The organism is Enterococcus sp. DIV0546, assembly GCF_051712785.1.
GTDB classification, from domain to species: Bacteria; Bacillota; Bacilli; order Lactobacillales; family Enterococcaceae; genus Enterococcus; species Enterococcus faecalis.
Map to the genome: position 1 here is coordinate 1,331,560 of NZ_JBIOPO010000001.1, position 21,558 is coordinate 1,353,117.

Sequence of the window (21,558 nt, forward strand, 5' to 3'; positions counted from 1 at the left end):
TTATCGTAACCGTGACTGCTGATTTTTAAAAGTAACTTGCCTAGACTTTTCAAAAAGCCGATAAAAACTGGGTTTTCAGCTTTTATCGGCTTTTTGATTAAATTAATAGGAAATATTAAAAGCTTTCATATCTTTCTCAATATATTGTAGGACTTCTGTATTGCCAAAAAATTGTGTAAAATAATAGGCTTGACGATAGTCATCGGCTGTGTCTTCCCCGAGCATTTGTTTGTTAAAGGCTTTTTCATATAAAAGATAATCTAGCAAATAAATGGAGTGTTTGTCACGACAAATCTGAATCCCTTTTTCGCTTAAAATGACACTTTTTTGGTAGTCTTTCATTTCCGAGTAGAATTTAGCAGAATTATAATAAATTCTACAACGCTCCAAGGAACATTCTAATTTAAATTGTTCCAATTCTTGTAATGATTTTTCGTAATACACTTGCGCTTTTCTCATATCTTTTTCCAGTTCATATAGCGTACCTAGCGCATTCAGGCTTAAAATGTTGTAAATATTGACTTTACGGTCAATTTCCGCGCCCCGGTATAGGTAAAACAAGGCCTCTGCTTTATCTTTTTTTCCTAATAAACAAGTAATTCCCTTATAATATAACAATTTAGTCGTTAGTTCATTATTAGATAAGATAAGACCTTCAGGCACTTCTTGTAATAAATTGTAGGCCTCTAAGTGAAATAACCGTAAAGATAAATCCTCGACTTTGTTTAGTAGATTTTCAATTTTCTTTTCTTCAGAAATCATCATACATTCTTCTACTTCTAAATCTAATCGGAGACAAATAGATGAGAAAATATCTAAACTGTCACATAGATTACGGTTTTCAATATTACTAATTGTTGCTTGCGTACAGATGCCGTTAGCCAGCTCTGATTGTGTGATTTTTTTAAGTTTTCTCGCTTGTTTTATTTTGTCTCCTGCTACCTTCACGAACAGACCTCCACTTGTATTATTATGTAAATTCATTAAAAAATGTTATACTTTGATTATCAATTAAAGGAGGTACATGCTATGTTTGATTTACTTGCATTATTGACTGGAACATCAACTTATGGCAACGTTCCCCATGTTTAATTAGTCAATGCGTGTCAAGTATGGTCTTCCATACTTGGCATGTTTCCTTTAAAACTGACTCAATCATACTACAAACGGATAGACAAATACAACCGAAAATCATTGGTTTTTTATTAAGAAAAAGAACAGCAAGAAGTGATAACTACTTCTTGCTGTTCTTTTGTTTAGTTAGGTGTATTTAGATTTAAAATGATTTGTTCCGGCGTAATTTCATTATGATCTGACATCATTGGCTCTACGCTTAAATAACTTGAAGTATTTGTAATGATAACCATGACAGTTGAGTCAAGCCCAGCTTCTTTAATGGCTTTTCGATCGAACGTTCCTAAAAGATCTCCTTTTTTAACACGGTGACCTTGGGTTACTTGTGTCTGAAAGACCTCCTGCCCCAATGTGACAGTATCAATTCCTATATGAATTAATACTTCAGCTCCTGCGTCCGTTTGGATACCATAAGCGTGTCCAGTTTCTGCAACCAAGTTTAATAAACCATCTGCAGGCGCGTAAACCTTGTTCGCTGTTGGCATGATTGCTAAACCTTTGCCCATCATCTCGCTTGAAAATACTGGGTCATTAACAGCAGTAAGATTCATGGCGTAACCAGTTACCGGAGAAAAAAGTTGTTCATCTAAGGTATTGTGTTGCATTTCAAAGACTTCGCGTTCTTCCTCTTCGATTACTTTATCTGAAATCAAAACCTCTTGCGGAATTGCAAATAGACTGGTTAATGCATAACATACACCGACAGATAAAAGTGCGACTAATAAATAGATCACTAATTGATGTGCACTATAGATATACATTAAGAAAGAAGGAATAACGGCTAATCCATAAGAATTTGATTGAATATGAAAAATAGCTAAAATTGCTCCGCCTAAACCTGATGTAAACAAGACACATAGCAGCGGTTTTAAGTTCCAACGAATAAGTAATCCAAATAACACAGGCTCACTAACTCCAAATAATTGAGACAACATAGAACCAATGGCTGTCGACTTCACTTTGCTATCTTGCGCTTTTTTCGCAAAGGCTAAACAACTGCCAACGTTGGCAAACCCATACATGGCACATATTGTAATCAATGCATTAAATCCTGTATTTGCTAATAATGATGTTTCTACCATAGTTAGTGTATGATGAATACCAATCAAAACCATTAAAGGATATGAGGCACCAATCACGAAACCACCTAGTCCTAAGGGCAACCCAATCAACCATTGGACAACATCTACCATGCCTAACTCAACGGTATGCAAAATTGGGCCAATTCCGAGAATCATGATTAAAAAAGTAATTAACATAGTCATAAAAGGTGTAAAAATTTGATCAAGAATATTCGGCATCTTTTTTCGGAAAAAAAGTTCAATCTTTGCGCCAATTATACCAGCAGCAATTGCACTTAAAACGGAACCTTGTGCACCGACAACTGGGATAAAACCAAAAGCCATAATAGCTTTCACGCCAGAATCTGGTGTTGCAACTGCATAAGCGTTTGGTAAAATGGGTGATACCATCATTAAACCAATAACAATCCCGATTACAGGCGTCGCATTAAATGCTTTAAAGGTAGACCAAACAATCAAAGCTGGCAAAAAGGCAAAGACGGTATCTGTAATGACAGAGACAATTTGTTGAAAGCTTTCAGGAATATTGGCTACACTTGCTCCGAATAATTGTAAAAAAGTGTCGTTAAAAATAACACCTTTTAACCCTAGGAACAATCCTGTTGCTGCAATTACTGGAACAATTGGAATGAATATTTCACTTAAAATGCGCATTGTTTTGCGCATGCCCGTTTCATTATTTTTTAAAATTGCTGTTTGCTCTGCTTTTGACACAACATTGATTCCAAGTTTTTCTATTTCATCATACACTTTAGTCACAATACCAGTTCCTAAAATCACTTGGTATTGACCACCATTATAAAAAACACCCTTGACTAAATCGATTTTTTCTAGTTGTTTACCATCTACTTGTTCGTGGTCCTTCAAAATAAAACGTAACCGCGTTTGACAATGGGTGACCGATATAATGTTATCCATACCGATTAATTGAATAATGTCTTTGGCTGCCTGCTGATAATTTTCTGCCATGTTATACTCCTCCTAGCTACTCATTTATAGTAATCAATAGTCCTTGATAGCTTTTTAATAATGTTCCCTGCTGAACTAATTGCTCTCGTTCTTCAGACTGTGTATCAAAAATAACTGTGCCATTAACTAAATAATGAGGGATTGGAACCGCCTCACCAAAATTAAAAAAGGCGTAAATCGTTTTTTCATTTAATTTGCGTTTATAAGCAATAACATTATCTGGAAGATTTGATAGTCCCTCAAATGTTCCATAAAGTAAGATGTCTGTATAGGGACTCTTTTGACGAAATGCAATCATCCGCTTATAGAAATGAAAAATACTTTGACTATTTTTTATTTCTGCTTCGGCATTGATTTCTTTATAATTATCCACCATTCCTAACCAAGGTTTGACGCTTGAAAAACCGCCATACATAGAATCATTCCATGGAAAAGGCGTGCGGGCATTGTCTCGACTACGCAAATTGACAAGTGACAAGGCTTCTTTGGGCGTAAATCCTTCTTTTATTGCTCGATAGTATTGATCAATGCTAGAAATATCATCGAATTCATCAATCGAACCCCTTTCAAAATTGGTCATTCCTAATTCTTGTCCTTGGTAAATAAAAGGCGTGCCCCTTAAAAAGAAATACATGGCGCCGAATGTTTTAACCGCATTTGGCTGTTGAGCCTGTTCTTTTAAATATTTCGTTGTCGCTCGAGGTTGATCATGATTTTCAATAAAATTTGCACTCCAACCAGCCTCTTGCATGGCTTCTTGCTGTTTGAAAATTAATGTGCGTAAATCATTCCAAGACCAATCGATTCTATAAAACCATTCGCTTCCTGATTTCACATCCAAATCAGCCCATTTGAAGTCAAAAATCATGTCGAAATACCCTGTTTCTCCAATAAATTCTGATAAATTTGGATAATTGACGCCGGCCGCTTCGGCAACTGTGACAATATCAAAGCCAGCAAAAGCTTTTTCTTTTAATTCGTTCAGAAAGTCACTCATTCCTGGCATGTTTCTACTAGCTTTTGTTACTTTGGCTAATTGATCTGCCCCATCAGCAGGTAAGTTTGTCCAAGTCAAATCTTTCTTAATAAAATTAATCGCATCTACACGAAAACCAGCAATTCCTTTGTTTAACCAAAAACGAATCATTTGATAGATTTCTTTGCGTAGTTCAGGATTTTCCCAATTTAAATCCGGCTGTTTTTTATGAAAGGCATGAAAGTAGTAGGCATCTTCCCCAGGTAATTTTTCCCAAACACTACCACCGAAGTTAGACCGCCAATTTGTAGGTGCTTCTCGTCCTTCTTTTATAATATAAAAGTCTCGAAAACGACTTTGAGGATTTTTTAAAACATCTTGAAACCAAGCATGTTCATCAGATGTATGGTTTACCACCAAATCTAAAATAACTTTTATGTTTCGTTTTTTTGCTTCTTCAATGAGTTCATCGAAGTCTGCCATTGTACCAAAATCGCTAGAAATACCATAATAGTCTGAAATATCATATCCATTGTCAGCCATTGGCGACGGGTACATTGGACTCAGCCAAATCAGCGTAATTCCTAAATTTTCTAAGTAATCCATTTTTTGAATAATGCCTTGTAAATCACCAATTCCGTCATTATTACTATCCGAAAAGCTACGTGGATAAATTTGATAGGCCACTTCTTTTTGCCACCAATTTCTGTTCATTCTGGTTCTCCTCACTCTTAAACTAGTCCTGTTAATTTTTTCTGTAACCGTTTTTACATTTTGTATGATACTCGTTTTTGCGTAATATGTCAAACGTTTATCATAAATAAATGTAAATTATAATATTCTTTTGATTTAAATAGATTTATATATGTTATACGTTTGACTTTTTTCTGATTTGTTTATACTATTAGACTAACTACTATTTTCTAATAAAGGAGACATTACTTATGTCAAGCATCATGAACCAATGGACTGATGAATTACGTTATGCGCCTTATTCTTCTTGGACATCTGCTCACCTCGAAAATCTAACTTCTATTATCGCGCAATCTAGTTGGCGTTTTAAGTATCATATTCAACCACAGACAGGACTACTAAATGATCCCAACGGTTTTTCGTATTTCAATAACCAGTGGCATTTATTTTATCAAGCGTTTCCTTTCGGGAGTGTTCACGGACTAAAAAGTTGGGCCCACTTAACTTCCTCCGACTTAATTCACTGGGATTATGAAGGAATTGCCCTTTATCCCGACTCTGAATATGATTCTCATGGCGTCTATTCAGGCTCAGCTTTACCAATAGATAACCAACTATGTTTATTTTATACAGGAAATGTTCGTGATCAAACTTGGCAACGATTTGCATATCAAAATATTGCATGGCTGAATTCTTTAGGTGCGATCACAAAGGAATCAACACCATTCCTACCTATTGACCCCAATTATTCTTCCCATTTTCGTGATCCGATGGTATTTCCTTATCAAGAAGGACTTGTTTTATTAATTGGTGCTAGTGATTTAAATGGACAAGGAAAAATTGTGGTCTATTTTTCTAAAGATCGAAACGTACACAATTTTCATCAACTTGGCGAATTGACGTTCACCGACCAAGAATTAGGCTACATGGTTGAATGTCCTAATTTGGTATTTATTGATGGCCAGCCTGTCTTATTATTTTGCCCACAAGGTCTATCTCCATCTGTAAAAAGTTATCAGAATATCTATCCGAATATGTACACATTGGCCGAAACGTTTGATTTGGAAAATCTTTCTTTAGTTCAGGCTGGGCCTTTTGAAAATTTAGATGAAGGATTTGATGTCTACGCCACTCAAGCCTTTAATGCGCCAGATGGTCGTGCACTTGCGGTCAGTTGGATTGGGTTGCCAGAAATCACTTACCCAAGTGATGTGGAGGGTTGGGCAAATGGCTTAAGTCTGGTTAAAGAACTCACAATTCACAACGGGAAACTATTTCAATATCCAGTTTCTGAAACAGAAATGCTTCGTCAATCCGCCACTACTTTATCAAATGGCTGCCATTTTTTATCTACTGCTTCTTTTGAATTAGAAGTGGATATTCCCAAAAATGAGATTGCTTTTATTCGGCTTTTAGCGAACGAAACGGGTTCAAAAGGACTTTTAATTACAATTGATACGATTCATGGTAAAATAACCCTTGATCGAACATTTGCTGGCCAACCTTTTGCTGAAAAGTATGGCACAATTCGTGAAACTAAAATTAGGAAAAATAAGTCAGTTCAGTTAACTATTTTTGTTGATTGCTCTGTTGCAGAAATCTATGTAAATAAAGGTGAAAAAACGATGACTGGTCGCTTCTTTCCAGATAAAGCGCAACAGTATCTTCATCTATCCAAGACGGCAAAAGCTTGTTTTTATGAGCTGGAAAATACGAATAATTAGGAATGATGGTGAATTTTGATGGTGGTTAAATTAACGGATGTAGCAAAGCTTGCTGGGGTGAGCCCGACAACGGTGAGCCGCGTGATTAATAATTATGGTTATCTTAGTCAAAAAACAATTGATAAAGTTCATCAAGCGATGGAAGAATTAAATTATCAACCTAATGGATTAGCCAGAAGCCTCCAAGGAAAAAGTACGCAGCTGATTGGTTTAGTCTTCCCTTCTGTTAGTCATCCATTTTTTGGTGAATTAATTGAAACACTGGAAAGAAAGCTCTTTGTTCAAGGATATAAAGTGATTTTATGTGATAGTGAAAAAGATCCAGAAAAAGAGCGCGCCTATTTACGAATGCTCGCTGCAAATAAAGTGGACGGTGTAATCACTGGTAGCCATAACTTAGCTATTAACGAATATGAAAATGTTTCACTACCTATTGTTTCCTTTGACCGTTTCTTGGCACCTGGCATTCCAATTGTCTCTTCGCAAAACTTTCAAGGTGGCCAAAAAGCCACTGAAGCCTTATTTGCAAGTGGTGCACAAAAGATTGCAATTATTACTGGTGCTAATAACACAGGCGCACCTAGCGATTATCGATTGGCTGGTTATAAACAAACGATGGAAAAATATGGCGCAGAAAAAACGATTCTACAAATTGATAATGGGACCTCAACAACATTAAAAAATCTAGAAATCGAACGTTTGCTTCAAAATAAAACTGTGGACGGCATCTTTTGTACCGATGATTTGACAGCAATTACAGTTATGAATATTGCTCAAAAATTGAAGATATCCATTCCTGAAGAATTAAAAGTAATTGGTTATGATGGGACAAAATTAATCAAAAGAATTGCCCCACAACTATCAACCATTGTGCAGCCAATCGACGAGATGTGTGACGTTATGATTGACTTACTGCTTCGTAGAATGAAGGATCCTGATGTTGCACTCGAGGAAAATTATCCTATTCCGATTCAGCTATCATTGTCTGAATCCTGTTAAAAAAGACACCTGAAAAGGTGTCTTTTTTTATTCTTAATTCCTCATTTGCCCATTTTCCCTTAATTCCAAAGCACAAAGATTAAATAATACAACAACATGATCCCTACAAATACACCGAGCATTAGTAAAACATACCACCAATTTTTGGCGCTATAGGTTTCATTTTTATCTTTTTCGGTTCGTTTCCCGGCAGCCCATTTCCATAAATCGTAGTTATTCATCTCTCTCACCACCTTTAATGGGTTTATTAACTTAAGCCTAACACGGAACGACAAAACTTGAAAACAAAAGGATCACCCGCTTATGCCAACGGATGATCCTTTTTGGTCATTATTCTTCTGGTAACCCATTATTTTTAATCACTGATTGGTACCAATAAAAACTATCTTTTTTAATACGTCGTAAATCTTTTAACTCATGGTCTTCACGATTAACGTAAATAAAACCGTAGCGTTTTTTGAATCCTTGATGGGAACTTAAAATATCCATGACCGACCAAGGGCAATAACCAAACAACTCAACACCGTCAGAAATAGCCGCATGACAAGCAGCAATATGATCATGCAAATACGCAATTCGATAGTCATCATGAATTTTTCCGTCCTCTGTTAGGTGATCTGGTGTGCCTAAGCCGTTTTCTGTAATGATTAACGGCAAACGGTATTGACGATAATAATCATTTAAAACTAAACGTAGACCAGTTGGATCAATTTGGGCACCATACTTAGAGGTTTTTAAATGTTGATTTTTTTCGATTTTGAAATAACCGTATAGATCAAAATCAATGTCCTTTTCTTTCGTACCCAATGGGTGTTGCTCATCTGTCGGTAAATAGCTAGCGACTAACGTCCGATAATAATTAAGGGCGATAAAATCTGGTTTAGCGGCTTTCAAAATTGCTTGATCTTCTGGCTGTGTTTCGGGATAAATGCCGCATTTGGTTAAATACTCTTGATAGTAACCAGGGTATTCGCCAAAACAATACATTTCTAGAGCATAATTTGTTTTAAAGTTATCATTCATACGAGCTGCCCAAACATCCTCAGGTTTATTGGAACTAGGATAAGTCATCGTTGAGGAAACAGAGGGACCGACTTTTCCCCCAGCGACCAATTGGTGACAATCATTCGTCGCTAACGCATGGGCAACAAACATATGGTAATCCATTTGTGCACGAATTTTTTCAGCATTTTCTGGTGCAACATCGTACATATTCATTCGTTCATCAACACGAATCATTAAGTTTTGTTCGTTCGTAACTTGCCAATTTTTGACTCGATCACCAAACGCTTGATAACAAACTTGCGCATAGCGTTGAAATGCGGAAACGCAGCGACGATCAACCCAACCATTGTATTTTTCCACCAATGCAAAAGGTAAATCAAAATGATAAAGTGTGACAAACGGCAAAATATCGTTTTCTAAAAGTGTATCAATGACAGCATTATAAAAATCGATGCCGGCTTGATTGATTTCGCCATCACCTGTTGGAATGATTCGTGCCCATGAAAGAGAAAAACGATAGGTTTTTAAGCCTAATTCTTTCATTAACGCAATGTCCTCTTTGAAACGATGGTAAAAATCGCTGGCGACTTTCGTATCTGCTTGTACAGCTGACTTTTTAAAAGAATTGTAATCAGCGACTGTTAGGCCTTTGCCGTCCTCATTCCAAGCGCCCTCAATTTGAAAAGCGGAGGAAGAAGCGCCCCATAAAAAATCGTTCTTAAATTGTTTAACCATTAGTTTTGCTCCTTTACTTGCATGAAAAATAAATTTGTTTGTGGTGTAATCTCTGTTTGTTTGGTTGTCTCAATTATAGCCATTTCCGCAGTATTTGTTACGATGACTAAGACGGTTGGATCATAACCAGCAGCTTGGATGATTTGTTTATCAAAAGAGAGCAGTTTCTGTCCTAGTCTGACCCTTTCTCCTACTTTTACGAACGTTTCAAATCCCCGCCCTTTTAATTCGACTGTATTGATTCCAATGTGAAGGAGGATTTCAGCACCATTGTCTAACTTTAAGCCAATTGCATGATGAGTTGGATATAAAGCCGTCACTTGCCCATTTCCTGGTGAAACAATTTGTTCCTCTGTCGGATAAATAGCTAGCGTTTTTCCCATTTGTTGAGAAGCAAAGACTTCATCGTTGATTTGGTCTAAAGATACGAGTTGTCCTTGAACAGGTGCTTGAATCCGTTGTTTTTCTTTGACTGTCGTTGCCTCTGTCTTTAGGACTGGTTCTTGACGTGACTCGTCAAGCGGTAAATCATTAAAGTCTAGAAAAATCGTTAATAGAAATGCACCAAAAAAAGCAATGCCACAACCTAATAAATAACAAATAAAGGCTTTGGTTCCTGCTTCTGCGTAAACTGGGATGGTCAAGAGTCCTTGGTTAGCGAAGGCTGTCCCGTAGGAACCGCCCCAGCCCATTAAGGCCCCGCCTGCTGCTCCGCTAGCCACCGCATAAATCATCGGTTTTTTTAGCCGCAAGTTTGCCCCATAAATGGCTGGTTCTGTGATACCAAATAATGCAGTCACTGTTGCAGAGGCAGCAACAGCTTTCAAGTCTTTATTTTTTGTGCGGACAAACACGCCAAATGCGGCGCCCGCTTGAGAAAAGTTCGCTGCACCAGCAAACGCTAGCAAATTTTGCCGTCCTGTTCGAGCGACATCATTAATCCCAATTGGCACAAGCCCACGGTGAGCCCCAAAAATGACTAAGACACACCAAATTCCCCCGATAAAACCGCCTAACAAGATGGGACTCAAATTCATTATATAATAATACAACCAATTCACGCCGTCACCTAAATAAATCCCTATCGGTCCAAATAATAATAAAGTGGCTGGAATCATTAAAAGTAATGACAGCGTAGGAACCATAATAATTTTTAGAACTTCTGGAATGACTTTTTCCAAAAAGCGTTGCACATAAGCTAACATAAAAATTGCAAGAATAATAGGAATTACTGTGGAAACATAATTGGCTTTGGTCACATGTAATCCAAACAAGGTAACCGCTGATTTTTCAGTCATTAATGAAACGATGGTTGGATAACATAAGGTGGCACCAATTACCATGGCGATATATTCGTTTGTTTTGAAAACCTTAGCAGCTGAATAACCTAAAATAACTGGCATAAAATAAAAAAGTGCATCGGAAGCGGCGCTTAAAATAATATACGTATTCAAAGGTTTTAAATCGACCTGGTAAAAATTGTTTGCGACCATCACAGCAATAGCTAAAATTCCTTTTAACATGCCTGAAGCGGCAATTGCTGGTACGACAGGCGTGAAAATCGCGGCAACAGTATTTAAAATTCGATTGCCTAATGAATTTTTTTCTTTTGTAGATGTTTTGGTCGTAAGTTGCTGAGCCAACAAAGGTTCTAGAGCATTATAAACATGCGCGACTTTATTGCCTAAAACCACTTGATACTGCCCGCCACTTTCAACAACAGAAATGACACCTTCTGTTTGTAGTAAGGCTTCTTTGTTCGCTTGTTTCGTATCTTTCAATACGAAACGCAATCGTGTATAACAATGTGTGACATCCACGATATTGTCTTTGCCACCTACGTCTTTCAAAATTTCTTTTGCTATTGCTTGGTAGTCCATGGTGACCACTCCTTATCTATAAAATAACAGCTCAATAAAAAAGACCAAATCACACATGCACGTTTCAGCAAACACACTCAATATTTGCTCGTCGTGAATGTCCCTTTGATCTGATCTACGTAATAATTATGTTTCTCACGATAGAATAGCTGATTGAATTTATTTTTAATTTACCATTATTTAGAGGGATTATCAATGAATTAGGTAGACCACCTCAGTGTTTTGTTACTAAAATCAGCAGTAAAAATAGTAGTTTACTACATTCACTGCTGATTTATTTGATTACAAGACTGGTGACAACAAGCGTGAAAAGTTTTGCTTGAAGCGTAGCCAGTACCCTTGTTTTTTAATTATCTCGTCGGTTAGTAAGACACTTTTTTCTATATCTTCTTCAAAGACTTGCGCTAACATCCACGCAATGTCGGGATTGTAAATAAACGTACTTACCTCAAAATTCAATGAATAACTGCGAATATCTTGGTTTGTTGTGCCAACCATAGCTAATTCATCATCAATCACCATTGTTTTTGCATGAATAAACCCACTATCATAAATATAAATTTTAATGCCGCGTTTGTGTAAGTAATTTGCGTAATATTGTGTTGCGCGGTAAATAAAGGGATGGTCAGGCATACAAGGAATCATAATTCGCACGTCGACACCCGAACGAACCGCCACTAACAACGCATTAATCATACTATCGTCAGGGATTAAATACGGTGTTTGAATCCAGACACTCTTTTCTGCAGAAAAAATCATCCGAACAAACCCGCTTTTCAAAATTTCTTCTTCTGAATCAGGACCATCTGAAACAACTTGTAAGGACAAATGCTCCACTTCATGATCTTCTGGTAATTTAAAATATTTTTCATGATACGTCATACGTTCTTCAGGATATTTGACTGAAGCATTCCAATCCATGATAAATATCTCTTGCAATGAAAATACGGCCGTCCCGACCAAACGAATATGGGTATCTCGCCAGTAACCAAATTTTTCGGTGACATTCAAATATTGATCCCCAACATTAAACCCGCCGGTCCAGCCAATTTTCCCATCGATGACAACAATTTTTCGATGCAAGTGATAATTTAGACGTGTTTTACGGATCATATCGCGAGAAGTAATAAAGGGAGCTACTTTTCCTCCAGCGTCAACGTAACGAGCAAAAAACTTTTTATTTGCGCCGGGTGAACCCCAAGGATCGTAAATTAAGTAAACTTCCACGCCTTCATGCAACTTTTCGATTAATACATCTAAAAATTGATTACCAATTGTGTCATTAAAAAACGCATAATACTCCACATGAACGGTTTCTTTCGCTGCACGAATATCTTCAAATAATGCTTGGAATTTTTCTTGGCCATCTGTGAATAATTGCAAACTATTTCTTTTGGCCAACGGTGATGCGTCCATATTCCGGAAATAACGATTTAAAACTTTCGCATCATAAAGTAAATCATAACGTTTATCGCGCCCTGCTTTTTTGTTATCAACGTCCACTTTTTCTTTAATTCGTTGAACCATTTGTTTTTCATCATCAGACAATTTAAAAACTTCTTGTCCATCGATACCTCGCCCACAGAATAAGTAAATAATAAAGCCAATACCAGGCAAGAAAATCAACGTCATCATCCATGCTAAAACGCTGGAAATACTACGAGGTTTTCTAAAAACAGTAATTAAGGCAGCAATAACGTTAATTACTAATAAAAATAACAAAATCCAAACAAAAATTTTCATCGCTTACCTCCTTCTTACTTCATACTAAGATTATATCAAATAACAGTTAAATTAGGCGAATAATATGAGCGAGTATTCAAAAAAGAATTCATTTCTATAAGTGTTTCGCCTTTGATTCTCAGTTTTTCTGTACTATAATGAGGGCTAGATGTAAAGATTTTGAAAAGAGGTACTTATTTTATGGTCGTTGATTTGAAAATGTTAGCTATGATTTTTATCATTAATTTTGCGTATATTACCTTAAATACTATTCGTTTTATGTTAACGATGAAAGGTTATCGGGTTATTGCACCGCTGGTTAGTATGGCTGAAATAACAATTTATGTCTTAGGGCTAAGTATGGTTCTGAATCGGTTAGACAATCCTTTAAATTTACTTGTTTATGCGCTTGGTTACGCTGTTGGCATTAGTGTAGGAATTAAAATCGAAGACTATTTGGCCTTGGGTTATATTATGGTATCGGTTATCCTCCCTTCTACTACTGAACAATTTCATTTACCAGAAACACTTCGTGAACACGGCTATGGTGTTACACAAAGTGTTGCCTACGGACGCGAAGGAGAACGAATGGTTTTAGAAATCCTTTCCCCAAGAAAAAACGAACGTACATTGTACAAATTAATCAATCAATTAGAGCCGAGAGCATTTATCATTTCCTATGAGCCTAAGTTCATTTCTGGTGGTTTTTGGACGAAAAAAGTTCGCAAAAGAAATGACGCCATTTCTCACTAAGAAGCGGCGTCATTTCTTGTTATTGATTTTTAGTTTACATAATAATATTATCGTAACTTTAATTTATTCTAAGATAACTTAGAGAGTTCGTACCTAGTTGCTCAATCAATTGTTGCATAAAAACTAAGCGTTCGATGGCCGATCGGTTAGCAATTTTTTCATAATAAAATGCTAGAATATCCGACTGTGCTTCTAAAGGCTCGGCTTGTTCCGTTGCTACTGGTAAAAGGAGTTTTAAGTGGTCCTGGTCAATCGCAATCACTTGGGTCAGGTGCAAACTTTCTTGAAAAATATTAGGCACAGTACTGACTTTGCGGCCTCGCAGAGCTTGTTTAATGACTCTTCTCGCTTGTGAAAGATAGTATTCAGGATTTACGTCTCCTAGCAAGTCATATAAAGCACTGAAGGCTTCTGGCAAGGATTGCTCTTTGCCCAAGTAATCAAAATAACGAGGCATTGTTGGAACCTCTGTCTTTTCTTTTTCAAGCGTAATTATAGATAGTTGTGCCGAGGCCAATCTTTGTTTTTGATAGAATGAGGGGCCACCGCTCACGCCAAAAAAATAGTCTTCCTCTTCTGGAAACACTTGTGGCCAAAAAGATTCAGCTAGCCAAAATAATTGCTCTGTTACAGTTCCTTTAAACTTAGGAAGTTCGTCTTCAGGCATGGTCAAACTCGCAACTTCAGCTGCCGTATAAATAGGAAAATTCAAACGATATTGACGATTTTCCCGAATGATTAACTGACAATCAATCATTTCTGATAAAAATTGTTCTAACTTGGCTTCTGTTGCAAAGGCCGCTTTTAATTGTCTTAAAATGATTCTTTCTTCCCGATGTTCATACATAAAAGTAACAAGAGGGAAAAAAAGTGAGTGGTTGAGCAAATGATTGTATTGTTTCGTTTGTTGCGGAGAATGATAGTAAATTGCTAAATCATTCATGTTAACGCCCCTTTACTATTGAAGCGCCTAAGCAACAAGGAATTTATCGCGTTGCTTAGGCGCTTACGGTTTTAGTTAAAGACTTCTGTTAATTGTGGTACTACTTGTTTTTTACGAGAAACAACGTCTGGTAAGAACGCACGATTGTTAACTAATGTTACATTGAACGCTGCTTCAATTTTGGCTTGTTCCGCACCAATCGCTAATAATTCAGAATCACTGTCTAGGATATTCGTAATAATTAAGACAAACAAGTCATAATTATTGGCTGCATTTTCTGCGGCCATAGCTGCTTCTAATTCAGCTTGACGATCTAAAACTTCTGCTAAATCGACGGTATTTACTTGAGCAACACGAACTGTTTTGCCGTTCATTGGGAAGCTCTTAGCATCTAAATCTAAAAGGACTTCAGCTGATTTATCGCTTAAATTTGTTCCTGCTTTTAATAAGTCAAGACCATAGCCTTCTAAATTAATTTCAGCAATATCAGCTAGGGCGTGCGCTGCATCGATGTCTTCTTGTGTGCAAGTTGGTGATTTAAATAATAATGTATCAGAAATAATCGCTGAGACCATCATACCAGCAATTTGAGCTGGTATTGTCACGTTATTTTCTTTAAACATTTTATAGATGATTGTACTGGTACACCCTACTGGTTCTGCACGATAATACAATGGATCTGCTGTTTCAAAGTTGGCAATCCGGTGATGATCCACTACTGCTAAAATGTTTACTTCAGCGATATCTGAAATGCTTTGTTGGAATTCGTTATGATCCACTAACATGACTTGGTTTGTTTCGCTAGCTGCTTCAGTGACAACACGTGGTGCTTCAATATTGAAGTAATCTAAGGCATATTGAGTTTCTTCACTTGGTGTTCCTAAAGCGACAGCTTCTGTCTCTTTTCCTAATTCTTTTTGTAAGTAAGCAAAACTAATTGCTGCTCCGATAGCATCTGTATCAGGATTTTGGTGTCCAAAAACTAAAATTTTTGACATAATACACACTCCTTGGTTTTGATTCACTCTTAATGATAACAAAAAATAGAAAAGAAACAACAAAAAAATTGTCTTCTTTTCTATTTTTTCGTTTGTTAACGTGCTAGATAACCTTGATAGTCCTCGACATGTAGTAGTTTTTTCGCATTTTCAACACGATCATTTTTAGGAGGCTCAATTCCTTCTAATGGATAAGGAATACCTAGTTCTTCCCATTTGTACTTGCCCATCGTATGGTAAGGAAGCACTTCAACTTTATCTACATTGTTTAATGTTTTTATGAAGGCATCCAGACGGATTAAATATTCGTCGTAATCACTACGTTGAGGCACCAATACGTGGCGAATCCAAACAGGTTTGTCAATTTCAGATAAATAGGTAGCCATCTCTAAAATATTATCATTTGATTGCGTTGTTAACAGTTTATGCTGCTCGTTATCAATATGTTTGATGTCAAATAAGAGTAAATCTGTATACTTCATCAATTCATCAAATTGACTAATGAAGGGTTCTTCCCGAGTAAAAGGTTTGCCACACGTATCTAAGGTTGTATGAATGCCTTGTGCTTTGGCTTTTTTAAATAAATCGATTAAAAAGTCCATTTGCAATAGCGGCTCACCACCACTGACAGTGATACCACCCTTTTCGCCCCAATAAGAGCGAAAACGTAATGCTTCCTCTAATACTTCGTCAGTCGTCACCACACGACCACCGGAACCAATTTTCCAAGTATCTGGATTATGACAGAATTGACATCTCATGCGACACCCTTGTGTAAATACGATAAAACGGACACCTGGGCCATCAACGGTACCAAAATTTTCTGTTGAATGAATTCTACCTGTAACTGGTGTTGTCATAATGATCCCTCTTCTTTCAAACGAAAAGGATGACACGTTGAATGTCACCCTTTCAGTTAAATAATGTAAATGTTTTTTATAGTCTGTCGTGTGAAGTTCTTGAAATAACGTCTGCTTGTTGTTCAGGAGTTAAGTCACGGAATTTCACGGCATATCCAGATACACGGATAGTTAAGTTTGGATATTTTTCTGGATGTGCTTGTGCATCTAATAATAATTCGTTTGTAAATACGTTTACGTTTAAGTGGTAACCACCTTTATCGAAGTAGCCATCTAATACGTTACGTAAGTTGTTAATTCTTGTGTCGTCGTCTTTACCTAAACCATTAGGGTTGATGGTTTGTGTATTAGAAATACCATCTAAAGCGATTGTATATTCTAAACGAGCTGTTGAGTTTAATGAAGCTAACAAGCCATTTTTCTCACCTAAGAATTTACCGTCTTGATAACTTGGGTTCGCACCTGGTGCAAGAGGTTTGCCGGCACGACGTCCGTCAGGCGTGTTCCCTGTTGCTTTACCATAAACAACGTTTGAAGTGATTGTTAATAATGAAGTCGTTGGTTTAGAGTTACGGTATGTGTGTTGACGTTTAATTTGTGTCATAAAGTAATCTAAAATCCAGTTAGCCATTGCATCGGCTTCTTCGTTATCATTTCCGTATGTTGGGAATTCTTTTGTTGGTACATAATCAATTGCCATACCATCTTCGTCACGGATTACTTCTACTTCACCGTGTTTAATTGCCATGATACTATCAGTCGCATGAGAGATTCCGGCAATACCAGTTGCGAATGTCCGTTGTAAATCAGTATCCATTAAAGCTAATTGTGGTGCTTCATATGCATATTTATCATGCATGTAATGAATAATGTTTAATGTGTTAACGTACAATTCAGCTAACCAGTCTAAGATGTCTTTATAGCGTTCCATGAATTCGTGGTAATCTAATTTGTCACCAGTCATTGGACGATATTTTGGTGCTACTTGCATTTTAGTTTTTTCGTCGACCCCGCCGTTAATTGCATAAAGAACAGCTTTCGCTAAGTTCGCACGAGCGCCGAAGAATTGCATATCTTTACCCATAACTGTTGCAGAAACACAACATGCGATTGCACAGTCGTCAGAACCCCAGTTTTCACGTAATAAGTCATCGTTTTCAAATTGGATAGATGAGCTTTCTTTCGCGATTTTAGCTGCATATGTTCTGAAGCCTTCTGGTAAGTGAGAAGAATACAATACAGTTAAGTTCGGTTCTGGAGATGGTCCCATGTTTGTTAAGGTGTGTAAGATACGGAAGTCATTTTTGGTAACTAATGAACGACCGTCAATACCCATACCAGCAATAGATAATGTTGCCCAAATTGGATAACCAGAGAATAATTGATTGTATTCTGGTGTCCGTGCAAATTTAACCATACGTAATTTCATGATTAAATGGTCAATCATTTCTTGTGCTTCAAATTCAGTGATTAAACCAGCTTCTAAGTCACGTTGGATATAGATATCTAAGAATGCTGAGATACGACCAATTGACATTGCCGCACCATTTTGAGATTTAATGGCACCTAGGTAACCAAAGTATAACCATTGGATTGCTTCTTGCGCATTTGCAGCAGGACGAGAAATATCGAAACCATAAGAAGCAGCCATTTGTTTTAAGTCATTTAACGCACGGTATTGTTCAGAAATTTCTTCACGTAAGCGAATAACATCGTCTGTCATTTCTTTGTTACCAGTGTTATCATGATCTTTTTTCTTTTGTTCCATTAAGTAGTCGATACCATATAATGCGATACGACGATAGTCACCGATAATACGGCCACGGCCATAAGCATCTGGAAGACCAGTAATGATTTTGTTTTTACGTGCTAAACGCATTTCAGCTGTGTAGGCATCAAAAACACCTTGGTTATGTGTTTTTCTGTATTCTGTGAAGATTTTTGTCATTTCTTCGTCAGTTTCATAACCATTTGAAACTAAGGCATTGTTCGCCATTTTAATACCACCGAATGGCATAAATGCTTGTTTTAATGGTACATCTGTTTGTAAACCGACAATTTTTTCTTCTTCTTTGATTAAGTAACCAGGTTCATGTGACGTAATAGTTGCTGGGATATCGCTATCCATGTCATAAACGCCATTTTTTTCATGTTGGATTTCAAATAATTCTTGTAGTTTTGTCCATAATTTGTCAGTGCTCGGAGCGATTGGTTCTAAGAAACTGTCGTCGCCTTTGTACTCTGTGTAGTTGTTTTGAATAAAATCACGAGTGTCAACGCTTGTTCTCCATTTGTCGCCTTTAAAGCCTTCCCATTGTTTCATGAAGTGTTTGCCTCCTTAGTTAACTGCTACTTGATTGTATGTAACAGCTTTATGTGATTAGTATAACACATAACCTTTTAGATGCAAGCGTTTTTTTATTATTTATTGCACTTTCTTAATAAATAAATGGGGAGCAAAGATTCTAAATGCTGATATATAAACATTTATACTTGTGAAAATAAGAACGATTTATAGTTGTTATCACTTGTGAAAAATGTACTTCTGTATTAAAAACAGCAGCCATCTGTATTAATACAGATGGCTGCTGTGGAGATATTTATAACACAGTTTAGTTTGTTTGTTCTTCTTCAATCACTGCAGAATGCATCTCGTGGACTTCCATTACTTGGCCATCTTTTTGTTCATCGATGACAAAGGAACCGTTGGATGTTCGTTCACTGATTGGATAGTTTTTCGACTGAATAACTTCTTGTGTGCCTTTTTGCGTAGTAACTAATAAATCTAAATCGGTACTTTCAGACATAAAGACAACACGATGTGGATTTTTCTTCAATTCCCGCAAGACCATTAGTCCACGTTTTGCTCGTCCTAATTGTGTTAATTCTTGGGCTAACATGCGTTTAACACCGCCACGTTGGGTAACGATGACAATCGGTGTATCCCCTTCAGCATGAACCAGTAAACCATTAACGACATAATCGTCTTCTTTGAGATTCATTGATTTAACTCCAGCCGCTTTACTACCCACGACTGGTACTTCATATAATGGATAACGTAAGCCAAAACCGCGATTGCTAACGAGGAAAACATCCAATAAGTCTTGATCATTTGTTAAATAAACATTGGTAATTTCATCTTGGTCTGATTTTAATTTCATACAAGATGTCGGGCGGCTCTTATAAGTGCGCCAAGGCTCAAAATCAGCCATTTTGGTTTGTTTAATCATGCCAGCTTTTGTAATGAAAACAAAGGTTTTTGTCGGACTTAACTCTTTATAAGGATATACAGCAATAATCGATTCATCGATAGCAAGATTTAAAATGGTTTGAGAAATATGTTCGCCAATTTCTTTCCAGCGTAAATCTGGCAACTCATGGACGGGGCGATAGATCATATTCCCTTTATTTGTTACTAGTAAAAGATGATCTAATGTATTGACTTCGCCAGCATATAATAAAAAGTCGCCTTCTTTCATGCCGATTTCTTCTGGTTTTGATGCTGTATAAGAACGAATACTACTCCGCTTGATATAGCCTTCGTGCGTCACGGTTACGACCACGTCTTCCTGCGCAACTAACACGGCTGTTTCAATCTTGATTTCTTGGATTTCCTCTTCAATTTGAGTTAAGCGCGGATTGCCATATTGCTTTTTAACTTCGCGAAGTTCTTTTTTCATGACTGAGAATAGTTCTTTTTCATTGTTTAAAATGTTCAATAACTCAGCAATTTGTTGTTCTAAAGTTTTCGCTTCTTCTTGTAAATCAGTAATATCCGTATTGGTTAAACGGTATAGCTGTAAAGTAACGATTGCTTCTGCTTGTTCTTCAGTAAACGCGTAGTCGGATACTAAGTTCTTCTTCGCATCTTTTTTATCTTTACTGCCACGAATTGTTGCAATCACTTTATCTAAGATAGACAATGCTTTAATTAAACCAGCAACAATGTGCTCACGTTTGCGAGCTTTGTCCAACTCAAATTGACAACGGTTAATGATAACTGATTTGCGGTGCGTAATGTAACTTTCTAAAATCCGTTTTAGTCCCACTTGTTGCGGGGTCATGTTGTCGATGGCTACCATGTTAAAGTTGTAATTGATTTGCAATTCAGTGTTTTTAAATAGATAATTTAAAATACCTTCTGCATTGACATCTTTTTTTAGTTCAACAACAATTTGCAAGCCAGTTCTGTCACTTTCGTCACGAACTTCGGCAATGCCGTCTACTTTTTTATTTAAACGGATTTCATCCATCTTCTTCACTAGCGTTGCTTTATTGACTTCATAAGGAATTTCAGAAATGACAATTTGTTGTTTGCCGCCTTTTAAGGGCTCAATCTTTGTCTTCGCACGTAAAATTACTTTACCACGGCCGGTTTCGTAGGCTTTTTTAATTTCTGCTTTTCCTTGTAAGATCCCACCTGTTGGAAAATCTGGTCCTGGAATGTATTCCATTAATTTCTCTAAACTTGCATTAGGATGATCAATTAAATACACGGTCCCATCAATAATTTCCGCTAAATTATGTGTAGGAATTTCTGTTGCATAACCTGCTGAAATCCCCGTTGAGCCGTTTACCAATAAATTAGGATATTTGGCTGGTAAAACAGTGGGTTCTTTTTCTGTATCGTCAAAATTCCAGACGAAATCGACGGTATTTTTGTCGATATCTTTTAACAACTCACCACTTAACTGTGATAAACGAGCTTCTGTATAACGCATCGCCGCTGGTGGGTCGCCATCCATACTTCCGTTGTTTCCGTGCATTTCAATTAGTACTTCCCGTAATTTCCAGTCTTGACTTAGACGGACCATCGCTTCATAAATACTACTGTCGCCATGGGGATGATAATTCCCCATAATGTTTCCGACAGATTTTGCTGATTTACGAAAGCCTTTATCAAAGGTATTGCCGTCTTTATTCATTGAAAAGAGAATGCGGCGTTGTACTGGTTTTAGCCCATCTCGAATATCTGGTAGGGCCCGTTCTTGAATGATGTATTTGGAATATCTTCCAAAACGATCGCCCATTACTTCTTCAAGGGTTAATTCTTGAACTTCTTGGCGTTTTTCCAAAATTGTCACT

At 37.0% G+C, this 21,558-nt stretch carries 15 protein-coding genes; 3 read left to right on the forward strand and 12 right to left on the reverse strand.

Annotation, left to right across the window (positions count from 1 at the left end; all coding sequences use genetic code 11):
* Positions 1-102 precede the first annotated feature (102 nt).
* The 3 genes from IGJ24_RS06415 to IGJ24_RS06425 form a co-directional block, all read right to left on the reverse strand.
* Positions 103-984: a helix-turn-helix domain-containing protein gene (locus tag IGJ24_RS06415; protein WP_002363971.1), complete on the reverse strand. Its 882-nt coding sequence runs from the start codon at positions 982-984 to the stop codon at positions 103-105.
* Positions 985-1,256: 272 nt separating this feature from the next.
* Positions 1,257-3,185 (reverse strand): sucrose-specific PTS transporter subunit IIBC, encoded by a 1,929-nt coding sequence (locus IGJ24_RS06420; protein WP_002360285.1) that lies wholly within the window; start codon positions 3,183-3,185, stop codon positions 1,257-1,259.
* Positions 3,186-3,201: 16 nt separating this feature from the next.
* Positions 3,202-4,875: a glycoside hydrolase family 13 protein gene (locus IGJ24_RS06425; RefSeq protein WP_002385902.1), complete on the reverse strand. Its 1,674-nt coding sequence runs from the start codon at positions 4,873-4,875 to the stop codon at positions 3,202-3,204.
* Between the two features lie 242 nt (positions 4,876-5,117).
* On the opposite strand from IGJ24_RS06425, the gene IGJ24_RS06430 reads away from it, so the two are divergent.
* Positions 5,118-6,578 (forward strand): sucrose-6-phosphate hydrolase, encoded by a 1,461-nt coding sequence (locus IGJ24_RS06430; protein ID WP_002392409.1) that lies wholly within the window; start codon positions 5,118-5,120, stop codon positions 6,576-6,578.
* An 18-nt stretch (positions 6,579-6,596) separates the two neighbouring features.
* A complete protein-coding gene (locus IGJ24_RS06435; protein WP_002363973.1) occupies positions 6,597-7,577 on the forward strand; it encodes a LacI family DNA-binding transcriptional regulator in 981 nt (326 codons plus the stop codon).
* A gap of 59 nt (positions 7,578-7,636) precedes the next feature.
* Here IGJ24_RS06435 and IGJ24_RS06440 read toward each other — a convergent pair whose 3' ends face one another.
* The 4 genes from IGJ24_RS06440 to cls form a co-directional block, all read right to left on the reverse strand.
* The gene (locus IGJ24_RS06440; protein ID WP_289865544.1) at positions 7,637-7,798 is read right to left on the reverse strand and encodes a hypothetical protein; all 162 of its coding nucleotides are present in this window, start codon (positions 7,796-7,798) and stop codon (positions 7,637-7,639) included.
* 109 nt (positions 7,799-7,907) lie between these two features.
* Positions 7,908-9,317 carry a glycoside hydrolase family 1 protein gene (locus IGJ24_RS06445; protein ID WP_104859662.1) on the reverse strand — a complete coding sequence of 470 codons (1,410 nt, stop codon included), beginning with the start codon at positions 9,315-9,317 and terminating at the stop codon, positions 7,908-7,910.
* Positions 9,317-11,197 carry a beta-glucoside-specific PTS transporter subunit IIABC gene (locus tag IGJ24_RS06450; RefSeq protein WP_289865543.1) on the reverse strand — a complete coding sequence of 627 codons (1,881 nt, stop codon included), beginning with the start codon at positions 11,195-11,197 and terminating at the stop codon, positions 9,317-9,319. The genes IGJ24_RS06445 and IGJ24_RS06450 overlap by 1 nt, the downstream gene beginning before the upstream one ends.
* A 282-nt stretch (positions 11,198-11,479) precedes the next feature.
* Entirely contained in the window at positions 11,480-12,940 is a 1,461-nt protein-coding gene (cls, locus tag IGJ24_RS06455) for a cardiolipin synthase (RefSeq protein ID WP_002371124.1), read from the reverse strand.
* A gap of 180 nt (positions 12,941-13,120) precedes the next feature.
* Between cls and IGJ24_RS06460 the strand changes: the two genes are divergently transcribed.
* On the forward strand, positions 13,121-13,672 hold the full coding sequence (locus tag IGJ24_RS06460) for a DUF2179 domain-containing protein (protein WP_002361848.1): 552 nt from the start codon (positions 13,121-13,123) through the stop codon (positions 13,670-13,672).
* 58 nt (positions 13,673-13,730) lie between these two features.
* Here IGJ24_RS06460 and IGJ24_RS06465 read toward each other — a convergent pair whose 3' ends face one another.
* From IGJ24_RS06465 to parC, 5 genes are all read right to left on the reverse strand, one after another.
* Positions 13,731-14,615, reverse strand: a complete 885-nt coding sequence (locus IGJ24_RS06465) for a DUF1803 domain-containing protein (protein ID WP_129194204.1) — start codon at positions 14,613-14,615, stop codon at positions 13,731-13,733.
* A 71-nt stretch (positions 14,616-14,686) separates the two neighbouring features.
* The gene (locus IGJ24_RS06470; protein WP_129194203.1) at positions 14,687-15,613 is read right to left on the reverse strand and encodes a manganese-dependent inorganic pyrophosphatase; all 927 of its coding nucleotides are present in this window, start codon (positions 15,611-15,613) and stop codon (positions 14,687-14,689) included.
* A 95-nt stretch (positions 15,614-15,708) separates the two neighbouring features.
* The gene (gene pflA / locus IGJ24_RS06475; protein WP_002357530.1) at positions 15,709-16,473 is read right to left on the reverse strand and encodes a pyruvate formate-lyase-activating protein; all 765 of its coding nucleotides are present in this window, start codon (positions 16,471-16,473) and stop codon (positions 15,709-15,711) included.
* A gap of 76 nt (positions 16,474-16,549) precedes the next feature.
* On the reverse strand, positions 16,550-18,796 hold the full coding sequence (gene pflB, locus IGJ24_RS06480; RefSeq protein WP_002357529.1) for a formate C-acetyltransferase: 2,247 nt from the start codon (positions 18,794-18,796) through the stop codon (positions 16,550-16,552).
* Positions 18,797-19,085: 289 nt separating this feature from the next.
* Positions 19,086-21,548 carry a DNA topoisomerase IV subunit A gene (parC, locus tag IGJ24_RS06485; RefSeq protein WP_289865542.1) on the reverse strand — a complete coding sequence of 821 codons (2,463 nt, stop codon included), beginning with the start codon at positions 21,546-21,548 and terminating at the stop codon, positions 19,086-19,088.
* Positions 21,549-21,558 lie beyond the last annotated feature (10 nt).

Excerpts from the sequence above, each read along its gene's own strand:
- IGJ24_RS06440 (WP_289865544.1), bottom strand. The coding sequence starts at position 7,798 with ATGAATAACTACGATTTATGGAAATGGGCTGCCGGGAAACGAACCGAA.
- IGJ24_RS06445 (WP_104859662.1), bottom strand. The coding sequence starts at position 9,317 with ATGGTTAAACAATTTAAGAACGATTTTTTATGGGGCGCTTCTTCCTCC.
- IGJ24_RS06450 (WP_289865543.1), bottom strand. The coding sequence starts at position 11,197 with ATGGACTACCAAGCAATAGCAAAAGAAATTTTGAAAGACGTAGGTGGC.
- IGJ24_RS06435 (WP_002363973.1), top strand. The coding sequence starts at position 6,597 with ATGGTGGTTAAATTAACGGATGTAGCAAAGCTTGCTGGGGTGAGCCCG.
- IGJ24_RS06470 (WP_129194203.1), bottom strand. The coding sequence starts at position 15,613 with ATGTCAAAAATTTTAGTTTTTGGACACCAAAATCCTGATACAGATGCT.
- IGJ24_RS06460 (WP_002361848.1), top strand. The coding sequence starts at position 13,121 with ATGGTCGTTGATTTGAAAATGTTAGCTATGATTTTTATCATTAATTTT.
- IGJ24_RS06420 (WP_002360285.1), bottom strand. The coding sequence starts at position 3,185 with ATGGCAGAAAATTATCAGCAGGCAGCCAAAGACATTATTCAATTAATC.
- IGJ24_RS06465 (WP_129194204.1), bottom strand. The coding sequence starts at position 14,615 with ATGAATGATTTAGCAATTTACTATCATTCTCCGCAACAAACGAAACAA.
- pflB (WP_002357529.1), bottom strand. The coding sequence starts at position 18,796 with ATGAAACAATGGGAAGGCTTTAAAGGCGACAAATGGAGAACAAGCGTT.
- IGJ24_RS06430 (WP_002392409.1), top strand. The coding sequence starts at position 5,118 with ATGAACCAATGGACTGATGAATTACGTTATGCGCCTTATTCTTCTTGG.
- cls (WP_002371124.1), bottom strand. The coding sequence starts at position 12,940 with ATGAAAATTTTTGTTTGGATTTTGTTATTTTTATTAGTAATTAACGTT.
- pflA (WP_002357530.1), bottom strand. The coding sequence starts at position 16,473 with ATGACAACACCAGTTACAGGTAGAATTCATTCAACAGAAAATTTTGGT.
- IGJ24_RS06415 (WP_002363971.1), bottom strand. The coding sequence starts at position 984 with ATGAATTTACATAATAATACAAGTGGAGGTCTGTTCGTGAAGGTAGCA.
- IGJ24_RS06425 (WP_002385902.1), bottom strand. The coding sequence starts at position 4,875 with ATGAACAGAAATTGGTGGCAAAAAGAAGTGGCCTATCAAATTTATCCA.